This window comes from Actinoplanes sp. CA-142083 (assembly GCF_050942195.1).
Classification (GTDB): domain Bacteria; phylum Actinomycetota; class Actinomycetes; order Mycobacteriales; family Micromonosporaceae; genus Actinoplanes.
Genome location: NZ_CP192076.1, coordinates 10,045,521 through 10,059,812, shown reverse-complemented (window position 1 = coordinate 10,059,812; position 14,292 = coordinate 10,045,521). Strand labels below are relative to the sequence as shown.

Below are 14,292 nucleotides of genomic sequence, written 5' to 3'. Positions count from 1 at the left end.
TCGGGGGCCCGGTTCAGCCGCCCAGGCTGGCCGCTGCCGACTTGATGGCCGACGAGAAGTAGCTGACCTGGGTGTAGACGCCCGGCTTGTTGGGCCGCGCGCAGCCGTCGCCCCAGCTGACGATCCCCACTTGGACCCACGCGCCGGCCGCGTCGGTGCGGAACATCGGGCCGCCCGAGTCGCCCTGGCAGGTGTCGACCCCACCCGACGTGTACCCGGCGCAGATCTCATCGGTCGCGATGATCTCCCCGCCGTACATGGCCGCCGAGTTGCAGGTCGCGTCGCTGACGAACGGCACCTGAGCCTTCAGCAGGTAACGCTGCTGCGAGCCGCCCTCGCTCGCCGCACCCCAGCCGGCAATCGTGAACGTGCCCGAGTCGTACGCCGTGCCGGCGGCGATCGGCAGCGTCGCCAGGCCGGTCACCGGGCTGGCCAGCCGGATCAGCGCCCAGTCCTTCCCGGCCCCGTTGTAGCCCGGCGCCCGGTACACATAGTTGGACTTCCGGGTGATCTTGCTGCTCGAGTTGAGGTCGACCACGCCGAGCGTCGCCGTGATCGACGTGTTCGTGCCGGTGCGGCCCACGCAGTGCGCCGCGGTGAGCACGATCGTCGAGCTGTACAGCGCCCCGCCGCAGCCCATCGAGAGCCGCACCATGAACGGGAACTCGCCCTGCGCTGCTCGCGTGCCGCCGACGACGTTCGTCGAAGGTGCGGCACCCGCCGGCGCCGCCGCGGCGGGAGACGCGGTAGCGCCCAACGCCGCAGCGGTGAGCACGGCCACCGCCGTACCCAAGAAAATCCGCCACCTGACCATCTAGACCCTCCCCATCGAAAAGAGTGAGGAGAGCCTATTGATAAACCTCTATGGATGTGACGATCCCAAAACGGTCATAACGTCAGCGACCCTCGAAGACCGGCTTCTCCTTCGCCAGGAACGACGTGACCGCGGCCTTGTGGTCGGCCGTCCCGCCGCAGATCGCCTGCGCCTGGGCCTCGGCCGCCAGCGCGTCGGAGAGCGTCCCCGCGTCCCCGACCGACAATTCCCGCTTTATCGCGCCATAGGCGACAGTTGGTCCGGCCGCGAGCCGCGATGCCAGCGCGACCGCGGCCGGCAGCACCTCGTCGTCGCTCTCCAGCAACCGGGAGAGCAGCCCGATCCGGTGGGCGTCGACAGCGGACACCGGCTCGGCGAGCAGCAGCAGCTCGAGGGCCCGCGCGTGCCCGACGATCCGCGGCAGCGACCAGGAGACCCCGCTGTCCCCGGCCAGCCCCACGTTCGCGAACGCCATCAGGAACTTCGTCGACGGCCCGCCGATCCGGAAGTCGGCGAGCAGCGCGAACGACGCGCCCGCGCCGGCCGCCATGCCCCGCACCGCGGCCACCACCGGCTTCGGCATGTTCGCCAGGCGCTGGGCGATCGGGTTGTAGTGCGCCCGTACGGTGTCGAGGTCGGTCTTCCCGGACTCCAGCTGCTCGGCGTGCTCGCGCAGGTCCTGGCCCACGCAAAAGCCGCGGCCCGCGCCGGCCAGGACGATCGCCCGGCAGCTCCGGTCGGTCTCGAGCTGCGCGAGCGTGTCCCGCAGCGCCTCCTTGAGGTCGACGTCGAGCGCGTTCATCGCTTCGGGCCGGTTGAGCGTGAGCGTGACGACCGCGTCAGTGCGATCGACGAGCAGAGAGTCGGTCATGTATCTGAGAATCCCACACGGCCGCCCCTGGAGACCGACTGCAAGCAGCGCTCGACGTACCGGTCGGCGGCCGGCCGCAACCGGGTCGCATGCCGGTCGAAGAACCCGGCCGCGCTCGCCCCCGGCCAGCGCGGCGGCAGCAACGAGGGCGGCAGTTGCGGATCGCGGAACAGGAACGACCGCCAGGCGTGCACGAGCCGGAACCGGGCCGCGTACGCCTCCTCGTCGCTGCTGCGGGCGTTGACCGCGCTCACCACCGGCCGCAGGTCGGCGACGAAGGTCTCGTAGGACGACGCGAGCGACGGCAGATCCCAGGCCTTGCCCACCACCTCGCTGGCGCCCGGCGACCCCGCCGCGTGCGCCGCGCTGAACCGCTCGTACCCCACCCCGGCGTCGACCAGGACGGTGTCGACCTCGTCGGCCGACCGCGGCGCCACCCAGGCGTGATCACCCAGCGTGCCGTAGCCGAGGAAGGAAAGCCGGTTGGCATCCTTCTTGGCCAGGGGGCCGTGCAGCAGAATGAGGTCGAACCGGCCGTCCCACCCGGAGCGCCCGGTGCGGTAGATCCGGGCCGCCGCCTCGTCCAACCGGCGCGCGGCCTTCGGGGTGAGCAGATAGCCCGGTCCGGAGACCAGCCGGAGGGGGTGCAGCCAGCCCTGGCGCACCATCCGGGACACCGCGGTGCGTACCGCGGGCGGCGCTATTCCGAGCGGCGCGAGCAGCTTGACCAGGGCGGCGACCGGCGCTCGCCCGCCCCGGGGGCGGAGGTAATCGCCGTACAGGTCGAAGAGTGCCGACCGCGCCTGCATGACCGCACATTGTGACAGCCCGAAAGGCGATATGCTAGATGCTGTCACATCCGCCCGGGCTGGGTTTGGGTTCGCCGGTGTTCATCAGGGAAAATGTTTGATCGGCACGGTGGGCCGGGTCGCGTGAACACGCGCGATGGCCCTCTGCCGCCGGTCGGATACGAGTACCACGCCGCGTGGGGCTGAGCACGCGGCGTAGACAAGTGGCAGTGGGGAAACCCACCGACACCCTGATGTAGGTCTGAGGGGAGACGAAATGGCGGCGATGAAGCCGCGGACGGGCGATGGTCCGCTGGAGGTCACCAAGGAGGGGCGGGGCATCGTCATGCGCGTCCCGCTGGAAGGTGGTGGCCGTCTCGTCGTTGAGATGACTCCGGACGAGGCCAACGCGCTGGGCGACGCGTTGAAGTCGATCGCCGGCTGACGTTTCGCGCGAGCCCGCCGGTACGGTACCGCCCGTACCGGCGGGCTTTCCACGTCTTCGAGAAAGGTCACGCTCTCGTGTTTCCGATCAGGCTGACCGACCATCTCGACGACGACCGCACCTGGATCGTGCCGGTCGCTGCCTCGGGCCCACTGTCGCACGAGGCGGACGAGCTTTCGGCCGAAACAGCCGCGCTGGCCGAGGGCTTCGGCGCGGCCGGCGAGGTGAGACTGCTGCCCCGGCCGTTGCGGCGGCCGAGGAACGTCGTGCTCGCGGGGATCGGCGCGGGCGACGAGGCGGGCTGGCGCGCGGCCGGCGCCGCCGCGGTCCGCGAGCTGAAGCCGGACGAACGCGCGCAGGTCAAGCTCGCCGGTGAGGTCCCGCCCGAGGCGGTGCGCGGCCTGGCCGAGGGTCTCTGGCTGGGCGGCTATCGCTATCGCGACGGCCGCGAGGACCGCCGGTCGGCCGAGGTCGAGCTGATCTCTCCCGCTTTTTCCGCGTACGCCGGAAGCCTGGCCCTCGCGACAGCCTCCGCACGCGCCGCCTGGCTGGCCCGCGACCTCACCAACACTCCGTCGTCCCTGAAGAACCCCGCCTGGCTGGCCGAGGAGCTCGTGGGCGCCGCCGCCGGCCGTACGGGAGTGGAGGTCCACATCCGGGCCGGCGCCGAGCTGGACCGCTTCGGCGGCCTCCGGGCCGTCGGCGGCGGCTCGGTGAGCCCGCCCTGCCTGGTCGAGATGTCCTGGTCGCCGGCCGGCGCCGGCACGCACGTGGCCCTGGTCGGCAAGGGGATCACCTTCGACTCCGGCGGGATCTCGATCAAGACCCGCGAGGGCATGAAGCGGATGAAGGTCGACATGGGTGGCGCGGCCGCGGTGGCGGCGGCGACGCTGGGCGCCGCCGAGCTGGAGCTTCCGGTACGCGTCACCGCCCTGCTCCCACTGGCCGAGAACGCGGTGGGCGCCGCCGCCTACCGGCCCGGCGACGTGATCACCCACTACGACGGCACCACCAGCGAGTCCACCAACAGCGACGCCGAGGGCCGCCTCGTGCTGGCCGACGCGCTCGGTTACGCGGTCGCCGAGCTCGACCCCGACGTGATCGTCGACGTGGCCACGCTGACCGGCGCGAACCTCATCGCGCTCGGCCACCGCACCGCCGCGCTCTACAGCCACAACGACGACCTGGCCGCCGCGCTGAGCAAGGCCGCACACCGGTCGGGCGAGCAGGTGTGGCGACTCCCGCTGCCCGACGACTACCGCGAGTACCTGCGCAGCGACCTGGCCGACCGGCACAGCTCGCCCGTGCGCGGGGCCGGCTCGGTGGTGGCCGCGCTCTACCTCTCGGAGTTCCTCGGCGCCAAGGCCGGCGTCTGGGCGCACCTCGACATAGCCGGGCCGGCCTGGGCCGAGACCACCGAGCTCGAGATCACCCGCGGCGCCACCGGCTGGGGCGCCCGCACCCTGCTGCGCTACCTGGAGAGCCTCAGCGCTTGACCGCGGTCAGCAGCCCCGCCCCCGACGGGATCACCGCCGGGATCCACTCCTCGGCCTCCCGGACGCTCCGCACCGTCTCGCGGATGGTCAGCGTGTCGACGTCGCGGGCCGCCGGGTCGCTGATCCGGCCGCCGGCCATCGCGCCGTTGACCACCAGCACCCCGCCCGGCCGCAGCAGCCGCAGCGCCGCTTCCGCGCAGGCGCCGAACTCGGTCGCGTCCGCGTCCACGAACACCAGGTCGTAGACACCGTCGGCGAGCCGGGGCAGCACGTCCAGCGCGCGCCCGGTGATGATCCGGGTCCGCGAGGACGCGAAGCCGGCCTCCACGAAGATCCGGCGGGCGATCCGCTGGTGCTCGTTCTCCACGTCGATGGTGGTGAGCACCCCGTCGGCCCGCATGCCGCGCAGCAGCCAGACGCCGCTCACACCCGTACCCGTGCCGATCTCCACCACCGCCTTGGCGTTGCCCGCGGCAGCGAGCAGGCGCAGCACGGACCCCGCGGCCGGGGTGACGCACTCCAGGCCCAGCTCATGGGAGAGGCCGCGCGCGGTCTGCAGGACGATGTCCTCGGCCGCGTAGGCCTCGGCGAACTGCAGGGACTGGGCCGTCTGTGGGCCGATCGGACGTGCTGGCGGGACGATGACGACCTCCGGGTGGGTGTGCGGAATCGGCGCACATCGGCTATGAGAGTAGAGCGATGCTCTCCCGGACCGCATCGGGCCGTCGATGGGATAAACGGGCCGGGGCCGGGCGGGCTTCGGGATCCGTGTCATTCTGGAGGGGGAGCCGGGCTCCTTGGGGACCACGAGTGGGAGGCACCGACGTGACCGACGGCTGGAACGCGCGCAACGCTCCGCCGCCCTCCGGTCAGCCCGTGCCGCAAAACGCGAACTGGTGGTCCGACGCCCTCGCCGATCCCTGGCGTGACCCGTACGCCCCCGCCCAGGTCGTGCTGCCGCCCCCGCCCGGGGGCGGAGGCCCCGCGCCCGAGCCGGTCGCCGACCCCGACGCGCCCCGCCGCTCGCTCACCCCGGTCCTGCTGATCTGCCTGATCACGGCCCTGCTCGCCGGCGGTCTCGGCGGCACGCTGGGCTTCGTCTTCGCGGTCCGCGGCGGCCTGGCCAACACCTCCGGCAGTCGGCTCGGCGCGCCTCAGGCCGAGCCGTCCGCCGCGGTCAACCGGGCGCCCGACTCGCTCGCCGGCGTCGCCAAGAAGGTCCTGCCGAGCGTCGTGACGGTCCGGGTCACCGGCGCGATCGGCTCCGGCTTCGTGGTCTCCGCCGACGGGTACGTGATCACCAACGACCACGTGGTGGAGACCGGCAACGACAACATGTCGGTCTCGTTCAGCGACGGCTCCACGGCCAAGGCGACCCTGGTCGGCCGCGACCCCGAGTCCGACATCGCTGTGATCAAGGTCGCGAAATCGGGCCTCACCCCGGTCGCGCTCGGCAACTCCGACGCGATCGCGGTCGGCGACCCGGTGCTGGCCTTCGGCTCGCCGCTGGCCCTGGTCAACACCGTGACCGCGGGCATCGTGAGCGCCCTCGACCGCACGATCCAGTCCGGCGACCCGGGCGGCACGACCCGCTACTACGCGGCCATCCAGACCGACGCCGCGGTCAACCAGGGCAACTCGGGCGGCCCGCTGGTCAACGCGGCCGGCCAGGTCATCGGGGTCAACTCGGTGATCCGGTCGCTGGGCACCACCGAGACCGACGCCGGCAACATCGGCCTCGCCTTCGCCATCCCGATCAACCAGGCCAAGCGCCTGGCCGGCGACATCATCGACCACGGCAAGGCCCGCCGCACGGTGATCGGCGCCGAGGTGGTCACCGGCACCGCCACGGTCACCGGCGCCCGCCTGCGCTCGGTCGAGCCGGCCGGCCCGGCCGCCACCGCGGGGCTCAAGGCCGGCGACGTGATCACCAAGCTCGACAACCACGTCCTCGAGGACGGCACCGACCTGATCGCCCTGGTCCGCAAGTACGCGCCGGGCACGGTGGTCCCGGTCGAGTACCGCCGCGGCAGCAAGACCGCGACCGCCTCCGTGACGCTCGTCGCCGACAGCAACTGAAATCCAGGGGTGTGGCCGGGCCGATCTCGTGCGTAGTCTTGGCTCGTGTTCGAAAACCTGAACTGGTGGGAGATCGGAGCGCTGCTGCTCCTCGCGCTCCTGATCTTCGGTGAGCGCCTGCCCAAGGTGATCGGCGACGGCATGCGCATGCTGCGCGGCTTGCGCGCCATGGCGCAGAACGCCACCTCCGACCTGAACAAGGAGCTCGGCACCGACCTCCAGCTTCAGGATCTGCACCCCAAGGCGTTCATCCGCAAGCACATCCTCAGCGAGGAAGAAGAGGATGCGCTGCGCAAGCCGCTGCAGGGCCTCTTCGACGACGTGAAGTCAGACCTCAACGGCGTCAAATCGGATTTGTCCGACGTCGCCGCAGCGGCCGACATCAAGAACCCTGCCGCCGCTCCCGGCAGTGCAGTGGAGAAGCGGCAGAGCTTCGACCTCGACGCGACCTAACGCTTGGCGTTGACCATCAGGCCGAGCGGCTTGCCCACCAGCGAGTCCCGCCGGACGGCCAGCTTGGCCGCCACGTCGTCCAGCGCCTTCGCCGCCGGGGCCTCCGGGGACGCCAGCACGATCGGCTCACCGGCGTCGCCGGCCTCGCGCACGCGGGTGTCCAGCGGCACCTGACCCAGCAGCGGCACCGAGGCGCCCACCGTCTTGGTCAGCGAGTCGGCCACGGTCTGGCCGCCGCCGGCCCCGAAGACCTCCATGCGCGATCCGTCCGGCAGCTCGAGCCAGGACATGTTCTCCACCACGCCGAGCAGCCGCTGGTGGGTCTGCAGCGCGATCGCCCCGGCCCGCTCGGCCACCTCGGCCGCGGCCATCTGCGGCGTGGTCACGACCAGGATCTCCGCGTTGGGCAGCAGCTGAGCCAGCGAGATCGCCACGTCGCCGGTGCCCGGCGGCAGGTCGAGGAGCAGCACGTCCAGGTCGCCCCAGTAGACGTCGGCGAGGAACTGCTGCAGCGCGCGGTGCAGCATCGGCCCGCGCCAGACCACCGCCGCGTTCCCGGCGGTGAACATGCCGATCGAGATCACCTTCACGCCGTGCGACTGCGGCGGCATGATCATGTCTTCGACCCGGGTGGGCCGGCCCTCGACGCCGAGCATGCGGGGCACCGAGTGGCCGTAGATGTCCGCGTCGATCACGCCGACCGAGAGCCCGCGCTTGGCCAGGGCCGCCGCCAGGTTGACCGTCACGCTCGACTTGCCGACGCCGCCCTTGCCGCTGGCCACGGCGTACACCCTGGTCCTCGAGCCTGGTTGGGCGAACGGGATGACGGGCTCGGCAGCGGCGGAACCACCGCGCAGCGTGCTCTGCAGCGCCTTGCGCTGCTCCTCGCTCATCACGCCGAAGTCGATGCTCACCGACGTGATCCCGGGGACCTTGGTGAGGGCGGCGGTGATGTCCGAGTTGAGCTTGTCGCGCAGCGGGCAGCCGGCCACGGTGAGCAGCAGCTCGACCTTGACGTGCTGGCCGGCGACGGTGAAGCCCTTGACCATGCCGAGGTCGGTGATCGGGCGGCGGATCTCGGGATCGTCGACGGTCGCCAGGGCGGCCTGGATCGCTTCCTCGAGAGTGGGGGCGGGAGCGGACATGACTTCGAGGTTACTCGGTGGTCAGGAGCGGTCCTCTTCCCACTCCGAGCGGGCTCTCTTCTCCCGCCGGAGGGCCGCTTCGTCCAGCTCGTCGGCAAGTCGGGCCAGCTCGGAGCGCAGGAAGTCGCGGGTCGCCACCTCGCCCAGCGCGATGCGCAGCGAGGCGATCTCGCGGGCCAGGTACTCCGTGTCGGCCTTCTGCATCGCGGCGCGCCGTCGATCCTCTTCCATGGCCAGCCGGTCGCGGTCGGCCTGCCTGTTCTGTGCCAGCAGGATCAGCGGCGCCGCGTAGGACGCCTGCAACGACAAGATCAAGGTCAGGAACGTGAACGTGTACGGGTCGAAGCGCAGATTCGACGGCGCCAGTGTGTTCCACGCGAACCAGGCCCCGATCACCACCGTCATCCAGACGATGAACTGCGCCGTCCCCATGCCCCGGGCGATCCCCTCCGACCAGCGGCCGAACGTCTCCGGGTTGAGCCGGGGCAGGCGTACCCGGCCCGGCTCGACCGGCTGGTCCAGCCGGTCCAGGCGTTCGCGGCGCTGCTCGGCTGTCACGGCGTGGCCTGCTGTTCGTCGGCGCCCACGGCGTCCCGGTCACGCCAGTCCCGGGGCAGCGAGTGGTCGAGGACGTCGTCGACCGTGACCGCACCGAGCAGCCGATGCGAGTTGTCCACCACCGGCATCGCCACCAGGTCGTACGTCGCCATCCGCTTGGTGATCTCGGCGAGCGTCACCTCGGGCCGCAGCGGATCGAGGTCGCTGTCGACGATGCCGCCCAGGATCGTGGCCGGTGGCTCGCGCAGCAGCCGCTGGAAATGCACCATGCCGAGATACTTACCCGTCGGCGTGGCCGCGGGCGCTCGTGCCACGAAGACCTGTGCCGCCACCACCGGGGAGAGCTCCGGTTCCCGGATGCGGGCCAGCGCCTCGGCGACCGTGGCGTCCGGCGTCATGATCACGGGTTCCGAGGTCATCACGCTGCCCGCGGTGCCCTGCTGGTAGATCATCAGCTGGCGGACCGGGGCCGCCTCCTCGGGCTCCATCAGGTCGAGCAGCACCGCCTGCTCGGTCTTGGGCAGCTCGGCGAGCAGGTCGGCGGCGTCGTCCGGGTCCATCCGCTCGAGCACGTCCGCGGCCCGCTCCCGGTCGAGGCGTACCAGAATCTCGACCTGATCGTGCTCGGGCAGCTCCTCGAGGACGTCGGCCAGGGTGCGGTCGCTCAGGGCCGCCGCGACCTCGTTGCGCCGGGCGTCGGGCAGGTCCTGCAGCGCGTTCGCCATGTCGGCCGGGCGCATCTGCTCGAGCAGGGCCAGCAGGTTGGAGGTGCCCTGGGTGTCGGTGGGGCCGAACAGGTTGCGGAGCCGCTCGTACTCGGCCTGGTAGACGTGCCCCCGGCGGGCGAGCCGCCCGGTGTGCTCGCGCACGGCGACCCGGGTGACCAGCCACTCGTTGCTGCGGTTCTGCTCCATGCCGATGTCGACGACGTTGCCCTGGGTGCCGGGCCCGTCGCCGGTCTCCGGCATCACCGTGACCCGGCGGTCGAGCAGGTCCTCCACCACCAGCAGCTCGTTGGGCCGCTTCTCGAAGCGGCGCAGGTTGAGTGTGCCGGTGCTGAGCACGACCGCCTCGGCGTCCATCGAGGTGACCCGCCCGATCGGCAGGAAGATGCGCCGCCGCAGCGCCATCTCGGCGACCAGACCGACGATCTGCGGCGGCCGGTTGGTGGTGCGCAGCCGCACCACCGCGTCGCGCACCCGGCCCACCCGGTCGCCGTTCGGATCGAAGACGCCCAGCCCGGCGAGCCGGGCCAGATAAACCCGCGTCCCCATGGTCACAGCTCAAGCCTAGGTTAGGGTCCGGACATGTCCACCGTGGCGTACGAGATCGTCGACGTGTTCACCGACCGGCCCTTCGCCGGGAATCCGCTGGCCGTGGTCTACGGCGCCGACGATCTGGCCGCTGACCAGATGCACACGCTGGCCCGCGAGTTCAACCTGGCGGAGACCGTTTTCATCCTTCCGCCGACCTCCTCGGCCACCTATCGGGCGCGGATCTTCACCCCCGAGCGTGAGCTGCCGTTCGCCGGTCACCCGAGCGTCGGCGCCGCGGTGACCTCGATGCGCCGCGGTCTCTTCCCGCCCGGCGAGATCGTCCAGGAGTGCGGCGCGGGCCTGCTGAGGGTTTTGGTCAGGGAGTCCGGCTCGGCGACGCTCACGGGTGGTGAGCCGACGCTGGGCGAGCCGCTCGATCCCGCCCCGCTGCTGGCCCTGGCCGGCCTCACGGCCGAGGATCAGGAGCTTGCTGCCCCACGTTCCGCCGGGTGCGGTCTGGCCTGGGTGTTTCTTCCCGTACGGCGGGAAGCGCTCGCGAAGATCCGGATCGACGACGCGGCCGCGGGGAAGCTCGGGGTGACCGAGCTCAGCATCTTCTCCTGGTCCTCTTCCCTGGGCGAGGCTCACGCCCGGGTCTTCTGCCCCGGCGCGGCCGTCCCCGAAGACCCCGCGACCGGCTCGGCGGCCCTGGGCCTCGGCGTCTACCTGGTCGACGCGGGCGTCCTGCCGGCCGACGGCACGTCCTCCTACAAGGTCCACCAGGGCATCGAGATGAAGCGTCCGTCGCTGCTGGACTGCACCGTCACCGCCGACGCCGGCCGGGCCACCGTCGCCACGGTGACCGGCCACGTCTGTCCGATCGCGAAGGGCGAGATCGCCGTCCCGCCCTTCATCGGCTGACTTTCAGGACTTCCGCACCCGGTGGAGCTTGAACGGCCGGCGGGTCTCCACCCGGGCCGGCGTCTCGCGCGGGACCGCCGCGCCCGAGCCCGAGGGCAGGTCGGGCGCCGTCGTGTCCTGCTCGGACGGGGTGAGGCGGACGATCGCGCAGCCGTCGGCGGCCCAGCGGGCCGCCAGCTCGTCGAAGGTGCCGGAGGCGTTCAGGCGCTTCTGGGCCAGCTGCGGGGCGATCTCGTTCCACTCCTCGCCGCCCGGGGTCAGCCGGGTCACGGCCATCTCGGCCACCACGATCAGGCCGCCGTTGTCGCCGCGCAGCCGGACCGTCGCCGCCGACGCCTCGGCCAGCCCGGGCGCGTGCTGCTCGCCGGGGCCGCTGACCACGATCAGCGAGCCGTCCAGCGGCATGCACCAGACACCGAGGGCCGGGCCGTCGCCGACCGAGACCCAGGCCAGCGCCGCCTTCTTGACCGCCTCATCGAGGACCGCAGACGTCATCGGGTCATCCTCGCACCTTCCGGCTCCGGCATCTGGGCGTGGTCGATCAGGCTCACCACCTCGGTCAGCGAGCGGACCGTGCGCCCGGCGAAGTTGGTGTCCGCGTCGTACACCAGGTGGTGGGCGAGGTCGGGGGCGGCCAGCCGCACCGGGGTCATCCCGATCGCGGCGGCGCCGGTGAGCTCGTTGCTGCCGCCGTCACCGACGTACAGGCACTCCGAAGGCAGGACATCGAGCTCGTCGCAGGCGGCCAGGTAGATGTTCGGATCCGGTTTGCAGACCCCCAGGCGTACGGAATAGATCGTCGCATCCAACAGCGGCGCGACCGGCAGGCTCGGCAGGAAGGCCGGCAGCTCGTGCGTGCAATCGCTGATCACCGCGGTCGCCAGGCCGCGCCGCCGGATGGCCGCTAGCACGCTGACCGCGTCGGACCGCAGCCGGGTGTCGGCCTTGAGCGCGTTGATCCGGGCCGGCACGCCCGCGCGCACCTGCGACGGGCGGGGGCGGCCGCCCGCCTGCTCGATGACCCATCGTAGGGTGGCTTCGGCGGAGCCGTACCGGCCCCGGGCCCGCGCCCGGAAGGTGCGGTCGAGCACACCGGTCACCGCGTCGGGGTCAGCGCCGAGAGATCGGGCGATCTCGGCGTGCTGAGGTCCGCGTTGGACCGCGCGGGTAAGGGTGCCAAAAAAGTCAAACACGACCGCACGGTATGCGGACACGGTAAATCAGCCTCCCGGGCATGGGGTGGTTCAAAAGGGGCGGGGCAACCTCGGTGACTGTAGCCGCGTCGTTACTTTCCGTTCAATAGCGATCGGTAAACGTGCTCAACAACTGTGCAAGAAGCGACGGGCGGGGATGAATACGCGCTCACCTCGCCAACGGCCTGGATTGACCACCGTCGCCGCCCTCGTCGTCGCGGTCCTCGCCGTCTCCTCGTCGGCCCCGCTGATCGCGTTCGCGGCCGCTCCGGCCCTGGCCATCGCGTTCTGGCGCAACGGGCTGGCCGCCGTGGCGCTCACCCCCGTGACTCTCGGCCCCCGCCGCCCCGAGCTGCTCGGCGCCGGCCGCCGCGCATTGATCTTCTGCCTGCTGGCCGGAGTCGCCCTGGCCGCACATTTCGCGACATGGATGCCCAGCGTCCAACTCGGCACGGTGGCCACCGCGACGGCCCTGGTCGCCACCCAGCCCGTCTGGCAGGGGTTGATCGCCGCCGCCCAGGGCCGCCGCCCGTCGGCCGCCGGCTGGCTCGGCATCGGCCTGGCCGTGGCGGGCGCCGCGTGGGCGACGGGCGCCGACGTGGGGGTGTCTGGCAAGGCGGTGCTGGCCGACGTCCTGGCCCTGCTGGGCGCGATCGCCGCGGCCGTCTACACCGCCCTGGGCGAGCAGGCCCGTACGACGCTGAGCACGACGACGTACACCTGGATCTGCTACGGCACCTGCGCGGCGGTCCTGCTGGTGGTCTGCCTGATCGCCCGGGTGGACCTGGCCGGCTACGACCCGCGCACGTGGGCGGCGATCCTGGCGCTGGTGGCCGGGGCCCAGCTCCTCGGCCACTCGATGTTCAACTACGCGCTCCAGCACACCTCGGCCACCACGGTCAGCGTGCTGGCCCTGCTCGAGGTGCCCGGCGCCGCCCTGCTGGCCTGGGTGTGGCTGGGCCAGCAGCCCCGGCTCGCCGCCCTCCCCGGCCTGCTGCTCCTGCTAGCCGGAGTGGCCGTCGTGATCTTCGGCGCCACCCGGGCCGGCCGCCCCACGGTCGACCCCGCCCTCGCCGACTAGCCCTCTCCCCAGTCCGCTTCGGGCGGGTCGCTGTCCTTGCCCCGGGTCCGCTTTGGGTGGGTTCGCTCGTTGAGCCGTCGGGGGCGCCGGGTTGGCGTCGGCCGATCAGGGCGGGTAGAGAGGGGGAATGCGATGTACCGCGGTCGATTCCGGACGGGCCTCGCGCTCGGGATGGTCCTCATGATCGGCGGGTGCGGCGAACCCGGGGACGACTCGCCCGGCCTGACCGGCGGCTGGAGCACGGCGGGCTGTGGCGTGCCTCGCACACCCGGGCACGTCACCGTCGGCGGCGTCCGGATGCCCGTCACGCCGCCCGCGCTCGAGGCGGTGATGAGCCGGATCGACCAGGCCGGCCGGGGCGAGTTCGCGGAGAGCTTCGCCGGGATCGAGGTCGACCAGGAGAGGGTGCGCGCGATCGTCTACCGCGTGCCGTCGGCCGCCTTCGACGACTTCCTCCGCAAGTCGGCCGAGGACGCCTGCGTGGTCGTGCGCGACGCCGGCCACTCCACCAAGGACCTCGCCGTCTGGCACGACCGGGTGCTCGCCGACCTGCCGTACTGGTCCGAGCAGGGCGTCCGCGTCGTCAGCATCGGCGCCCGGCACGACGGCAGCGGCGTCGAGCTCGGCGTCCGCGACGTCGAGGAGGCCCGCCGCCAGCTGCTGGCCCGCTACGGCCCGACGGCGCCACTGATCTTCGTCGAGGCCGACCCCGTGCGTCCGCTACCGGCCCCGACCAGCCGCATCGCCCCGCCGCCCGACAGCCACGTCACCAATTCGGATCGTTCTCGCTGAGCACGACCAGGACGATGACCAGCGCGATTCCCAGCACCAGCAGGGCCGTCGTCACCCAGCCCACGATGATGCCGGCCAGGGCCATCCCGGCGCCGTCCGAGCCGTTCGCCGCGATCCGCCGCCGGGCGACGTGCCCCATGATCGCGCCGACAACGCCGAGAAGACCGCCGATTCCGTACGCGCAGAGGGCCGGCACCGCGGCGCACGAGACGGCCAGCGACGCGATCGCGAGCCCCTCGGTCTCCCGCGGCCGGAAGACGTACGGGTAGACCGGCTGCGGGTAGTAGTAGGCCGCGTCGTCCGGGGGCGGCGCCGGCTCGGGCGGATGCGGATAGCTCAATATCGCCTCCGGTGGCACGTCGGGGACCTCACTTTAGATAGCGAGGTCACGTACCCCGGT

17 protein-coding genes are annotated in these 14,292 nt (G+C 72.0%); 7 read left to right on the top strand and 10 right to left on the bottom strand.

What is annotated here, in order from left to right; genetic code table 11:
• Nucleotides 1-13: 13 nt before the first annotated feature.
• From ACQPZX_RS46495 to ACQPZX_RS46485, 3 genes are all read right to left on the bottom strand, one after another.
• On the bottom strand, nucleotides 14-814 hold the full coding sequence (locus tag ACQPZX_RS46495; protein WP_433370948.1) for a serine protease: 801 nt from the start codon (nucleotides 812-814) through the stop codon (nucleotides 14-16).
• An 82-nt stretch (nucleotides 815-896) separates the two neighbouring features.
• Nucleotides 897-1,685: an enoyl-CoA hydratase-related protein gene (locus tag ACQPZX_RS46490; protein WP_433370945.1), complete on the bottom strand. Its 789-nt coding sequence runs from the start codon at nucleotides 1,683-1,685 to the stop codon at nucleotides 897-899.
• Nucleotides 1,682-2,494: a PaaX family transcriptional regulator gene (locus ACQPZX_RS46485; protein WP_433370942.1), complete on the bottom strand. Its 813-nt coding sequence runs from the start codon at nucleotides 2,492-2,494 to the stop codon at nucleotides 1,682-1,684. The genes ACQPZX_RS46490 and ACQPZX_RS46485 overlap by 4 nt, the downstream gene beginning before the upstream one ends.
• 256 nt (nucleotides 2,495-2,750) lie before the next feature.
• Between ACQPZX_RS46485 and ACQPZX_RS46480 the strand changes: the two genes are divergently transcribed.
• Nucleotides 2,751-2,918 (top strand): DUF3117 domain-containing protein, encoded by a 168-nt coding sequence (locus ACQPZX_RS46480; RefSeq protein WP_014447667.1) that lies wholly within the window; start codon nucleotides 2,751-2,753, stop codon nucleotides 2,916-2,918.
• Nucleotides 2,919-2,995: 77 nt separating this feature from the next.
• Nucleotides 2,996-4,414 (top strand): leucyl aminopeptidase family protein, encoded by a 1,419-nt coding sequence (locus ACQPZX_RS46475; RefSeq protein WP_433370940.1) that lies wholly within the window; start codon nucleotides 2,996-2,998, stop codon nucleotides 4,412-4,414.
• Here the strand turns inward: ACQPZX_RS46475 and ACQPZX_RS46470 are convergent.
• Nucleotides 4,404-5,012, bottom strand: coding sequence for an O-methyltransferase (locus tag ACQPZX_RS46470; protein ID WP_433385911.1), 609 nt, complete (start codon nucleotides 5,010-5,012; stop codon nucleotides 4,404-4,406). The two genes, ACQPZX_RS46475 and ACQPZX_RS46470, sit on opposite strands and share 11 nt — an antisense overlap.
• A 227-nt stretch (nucleotides 5,013-5,239) precedes the next feature.
• Between ACQPZX_RS46470 and ACQPZX_RS46465 the strand changes: the two genes are divergently transcribed.
• Nucleotides 5,240-6,493: a S1C family serine protease gene (locus ACQPZX_RS46465; protein ID WP_433385908.1), complete on the top strand. Its 1,254-nt coding sequence runs from the start codon at nucleotides 5,240-5,242 to the stop codon at nucleotides 6,491-6,493.
• Nucleotides 6,494-6,538: 45 nt separating this feature from the next.
• Nucleotides 6,539-6,946, top strand: a complete 408-nt coding sequence (locus ACQPZX_RS46460; protein ID WP_433370937.1) for a preprotein translocase subunit TatB — start codon at nucleotides 6,539-6,541, stop codon at nucleotides 6,944-6,946.
• Here the strand turns inward: ACQPZX_RS46460 and ACQPZX_RS46455 are convergent.
• From ACQPZX_RS46455 to ACQPZX_RS46445, 3 genes are read right to left on the bottom strand one after another with little or no spacing between them, the layout of a single operon-like run.
• Nucleotides 6,943-8,091, bottom strand: coding sequence for an Mrp/NBP35 family ATP-binding protein (locus tag ACQPZX_RS46455; RefSeq protein ID WP_433370934.1), 1,149 nt, complete (start codon nucleotides 8,089-8,091; stop codon nucleotides 6,943-6,945). The two genes, ACQPZX_RS46460 and ACQPZX_RS46455, sit on opposite strands and share 4 nt — an antisense overlap.
• 21 nt (nucleotides 8,092-8,112) lie before the next feature.
• A complete protein-coding gene (locus ACQPZX_RS46450) occupies nucleotides 8,113-8,649 on the bottom strand; it encodes a DUF1003 domain-containing protein (protein WP_433370932.1) in 537 nt (178 codons plus the stop codon).
• Nucleotides 8,646-9,929, bottom strand: a complete 1,284-nt coding sequence (locus tag ACQPZX_RS46445) for a magnesium transporter MgtE N-terminal domain-containing protein (RefSeq protein ID WP_433370930.1) — start codon at nucleotides 9,927-9,929, stop codon at nucleotides 8,646-8,648. Before ACQPZX_RS46445 ends, ACQPZX_RS46450 begins: the two co-directional genes overlap by 4 nt.
• Nucleotides 9,930-9,956: 27 nt before the next feature.
• On the opposite strand from ACQPZX_RS46445, the gene ACQPZX_RS46440 reads away from it, so the two are divergent.
• Complete coding sequence (locus ACQPZX_RS46440; protein WP_433370927.1) at nucleotides 9,957-10,826, top strand: PhzF family phenazine biosynthesis protein; 870 nt, start codon at nucleotides 9,957-9,959, stop codon at nucleotides 10,824-10,826.
• 3 nt (nucleotides 10,827-10,829) lie between these two features.
• On the opposite strand, the gene ACQPZX_RS46435 is transcribed toward ACQPZX_RS46440, so the two are convergent.
• Nucleotides 10,830-11,321, bottom strand: coding sequence for a hypothetical protein (locus tag ACQPZX_RS46435; RefSeq protein ID WP_433370924.1), 492 nt, complete (start codon nucleotides 11,319-11,321; stop codon nucleotides 10,830-10,832).
• The gene (locus tag ACQPZX_RS46430; protein WP_433370921.1) at nucleotides 11,318-12,040 is read right to left on the bottom strand and encodes an HAD family hydrolase; all 723 of its coding nucleotides are present in this window, start codon (nucleotides 12,038-12,040) and stop codon (nucleotides 11,318-11,320) included. Before ACQPZX_RS46430 ends, ACQPZX_RS46435 begins: the two co-directional genes overlap by 4 nt.
• A 136-nt stretch (nucleotides 12,041-12,176) precedes the next feature.
• Here ACQPZX_RS46430 and ACQPZX_RS46425 point away from each other — a divergent pair, with 136 nt between their 5' ends.
• Both ACQPZX_RS46425 and ACQPZX_RS46420 read left to right on the top strand, forming a co-directional pair.
• The gene (locus ACQPZX_RS46425) at nucleotides 12,177-13,100 is read left to right on the top strand and encodes a DMT family transporter (RefSeq protein WP_433370918.1); all 924 of its coding nucleotides are present in this window, start codon (nucleotides 12,177-12,179) and stop codon (nucleotides 13,098-13,100) included.
• Nucleotides 13,101-13,232: 132 nt separating this feature from the next.
• Nucleotides 13,233-13,892, top strand: coding sequence for a hypothetical protein (locus ACQPZX_RS46420; RefSeq protein WP_433370916.1), 660 nt, complete (start codon nucleotides 13,233-13,235; stop codon nucleotides 13,890-13,892).
• Here ACQPZX_RS46420 and ACQPZX_RS46415 read toward each other — a convergent pair.
• Nucleotides 13,867-14,250: a DUF4190 domain-containing protein gene (locus ACQPZX_RS46415; protein ID WP_433370913.1), complete on the bottom strand. Its 384-nt coding sequence runs from the start codon at nucleotides 14,248-14,250 to the stop codon at nucleotides 13,867-13,869. The two genes, ACQPZX_RS46420 and ACQPZX_RS46415, sit on opposite strands and share 26 nt — an antisense overlap.
• Between the last annotated feature and the right edge of the window lie 42 nt (nucleotides 14,251-14,292).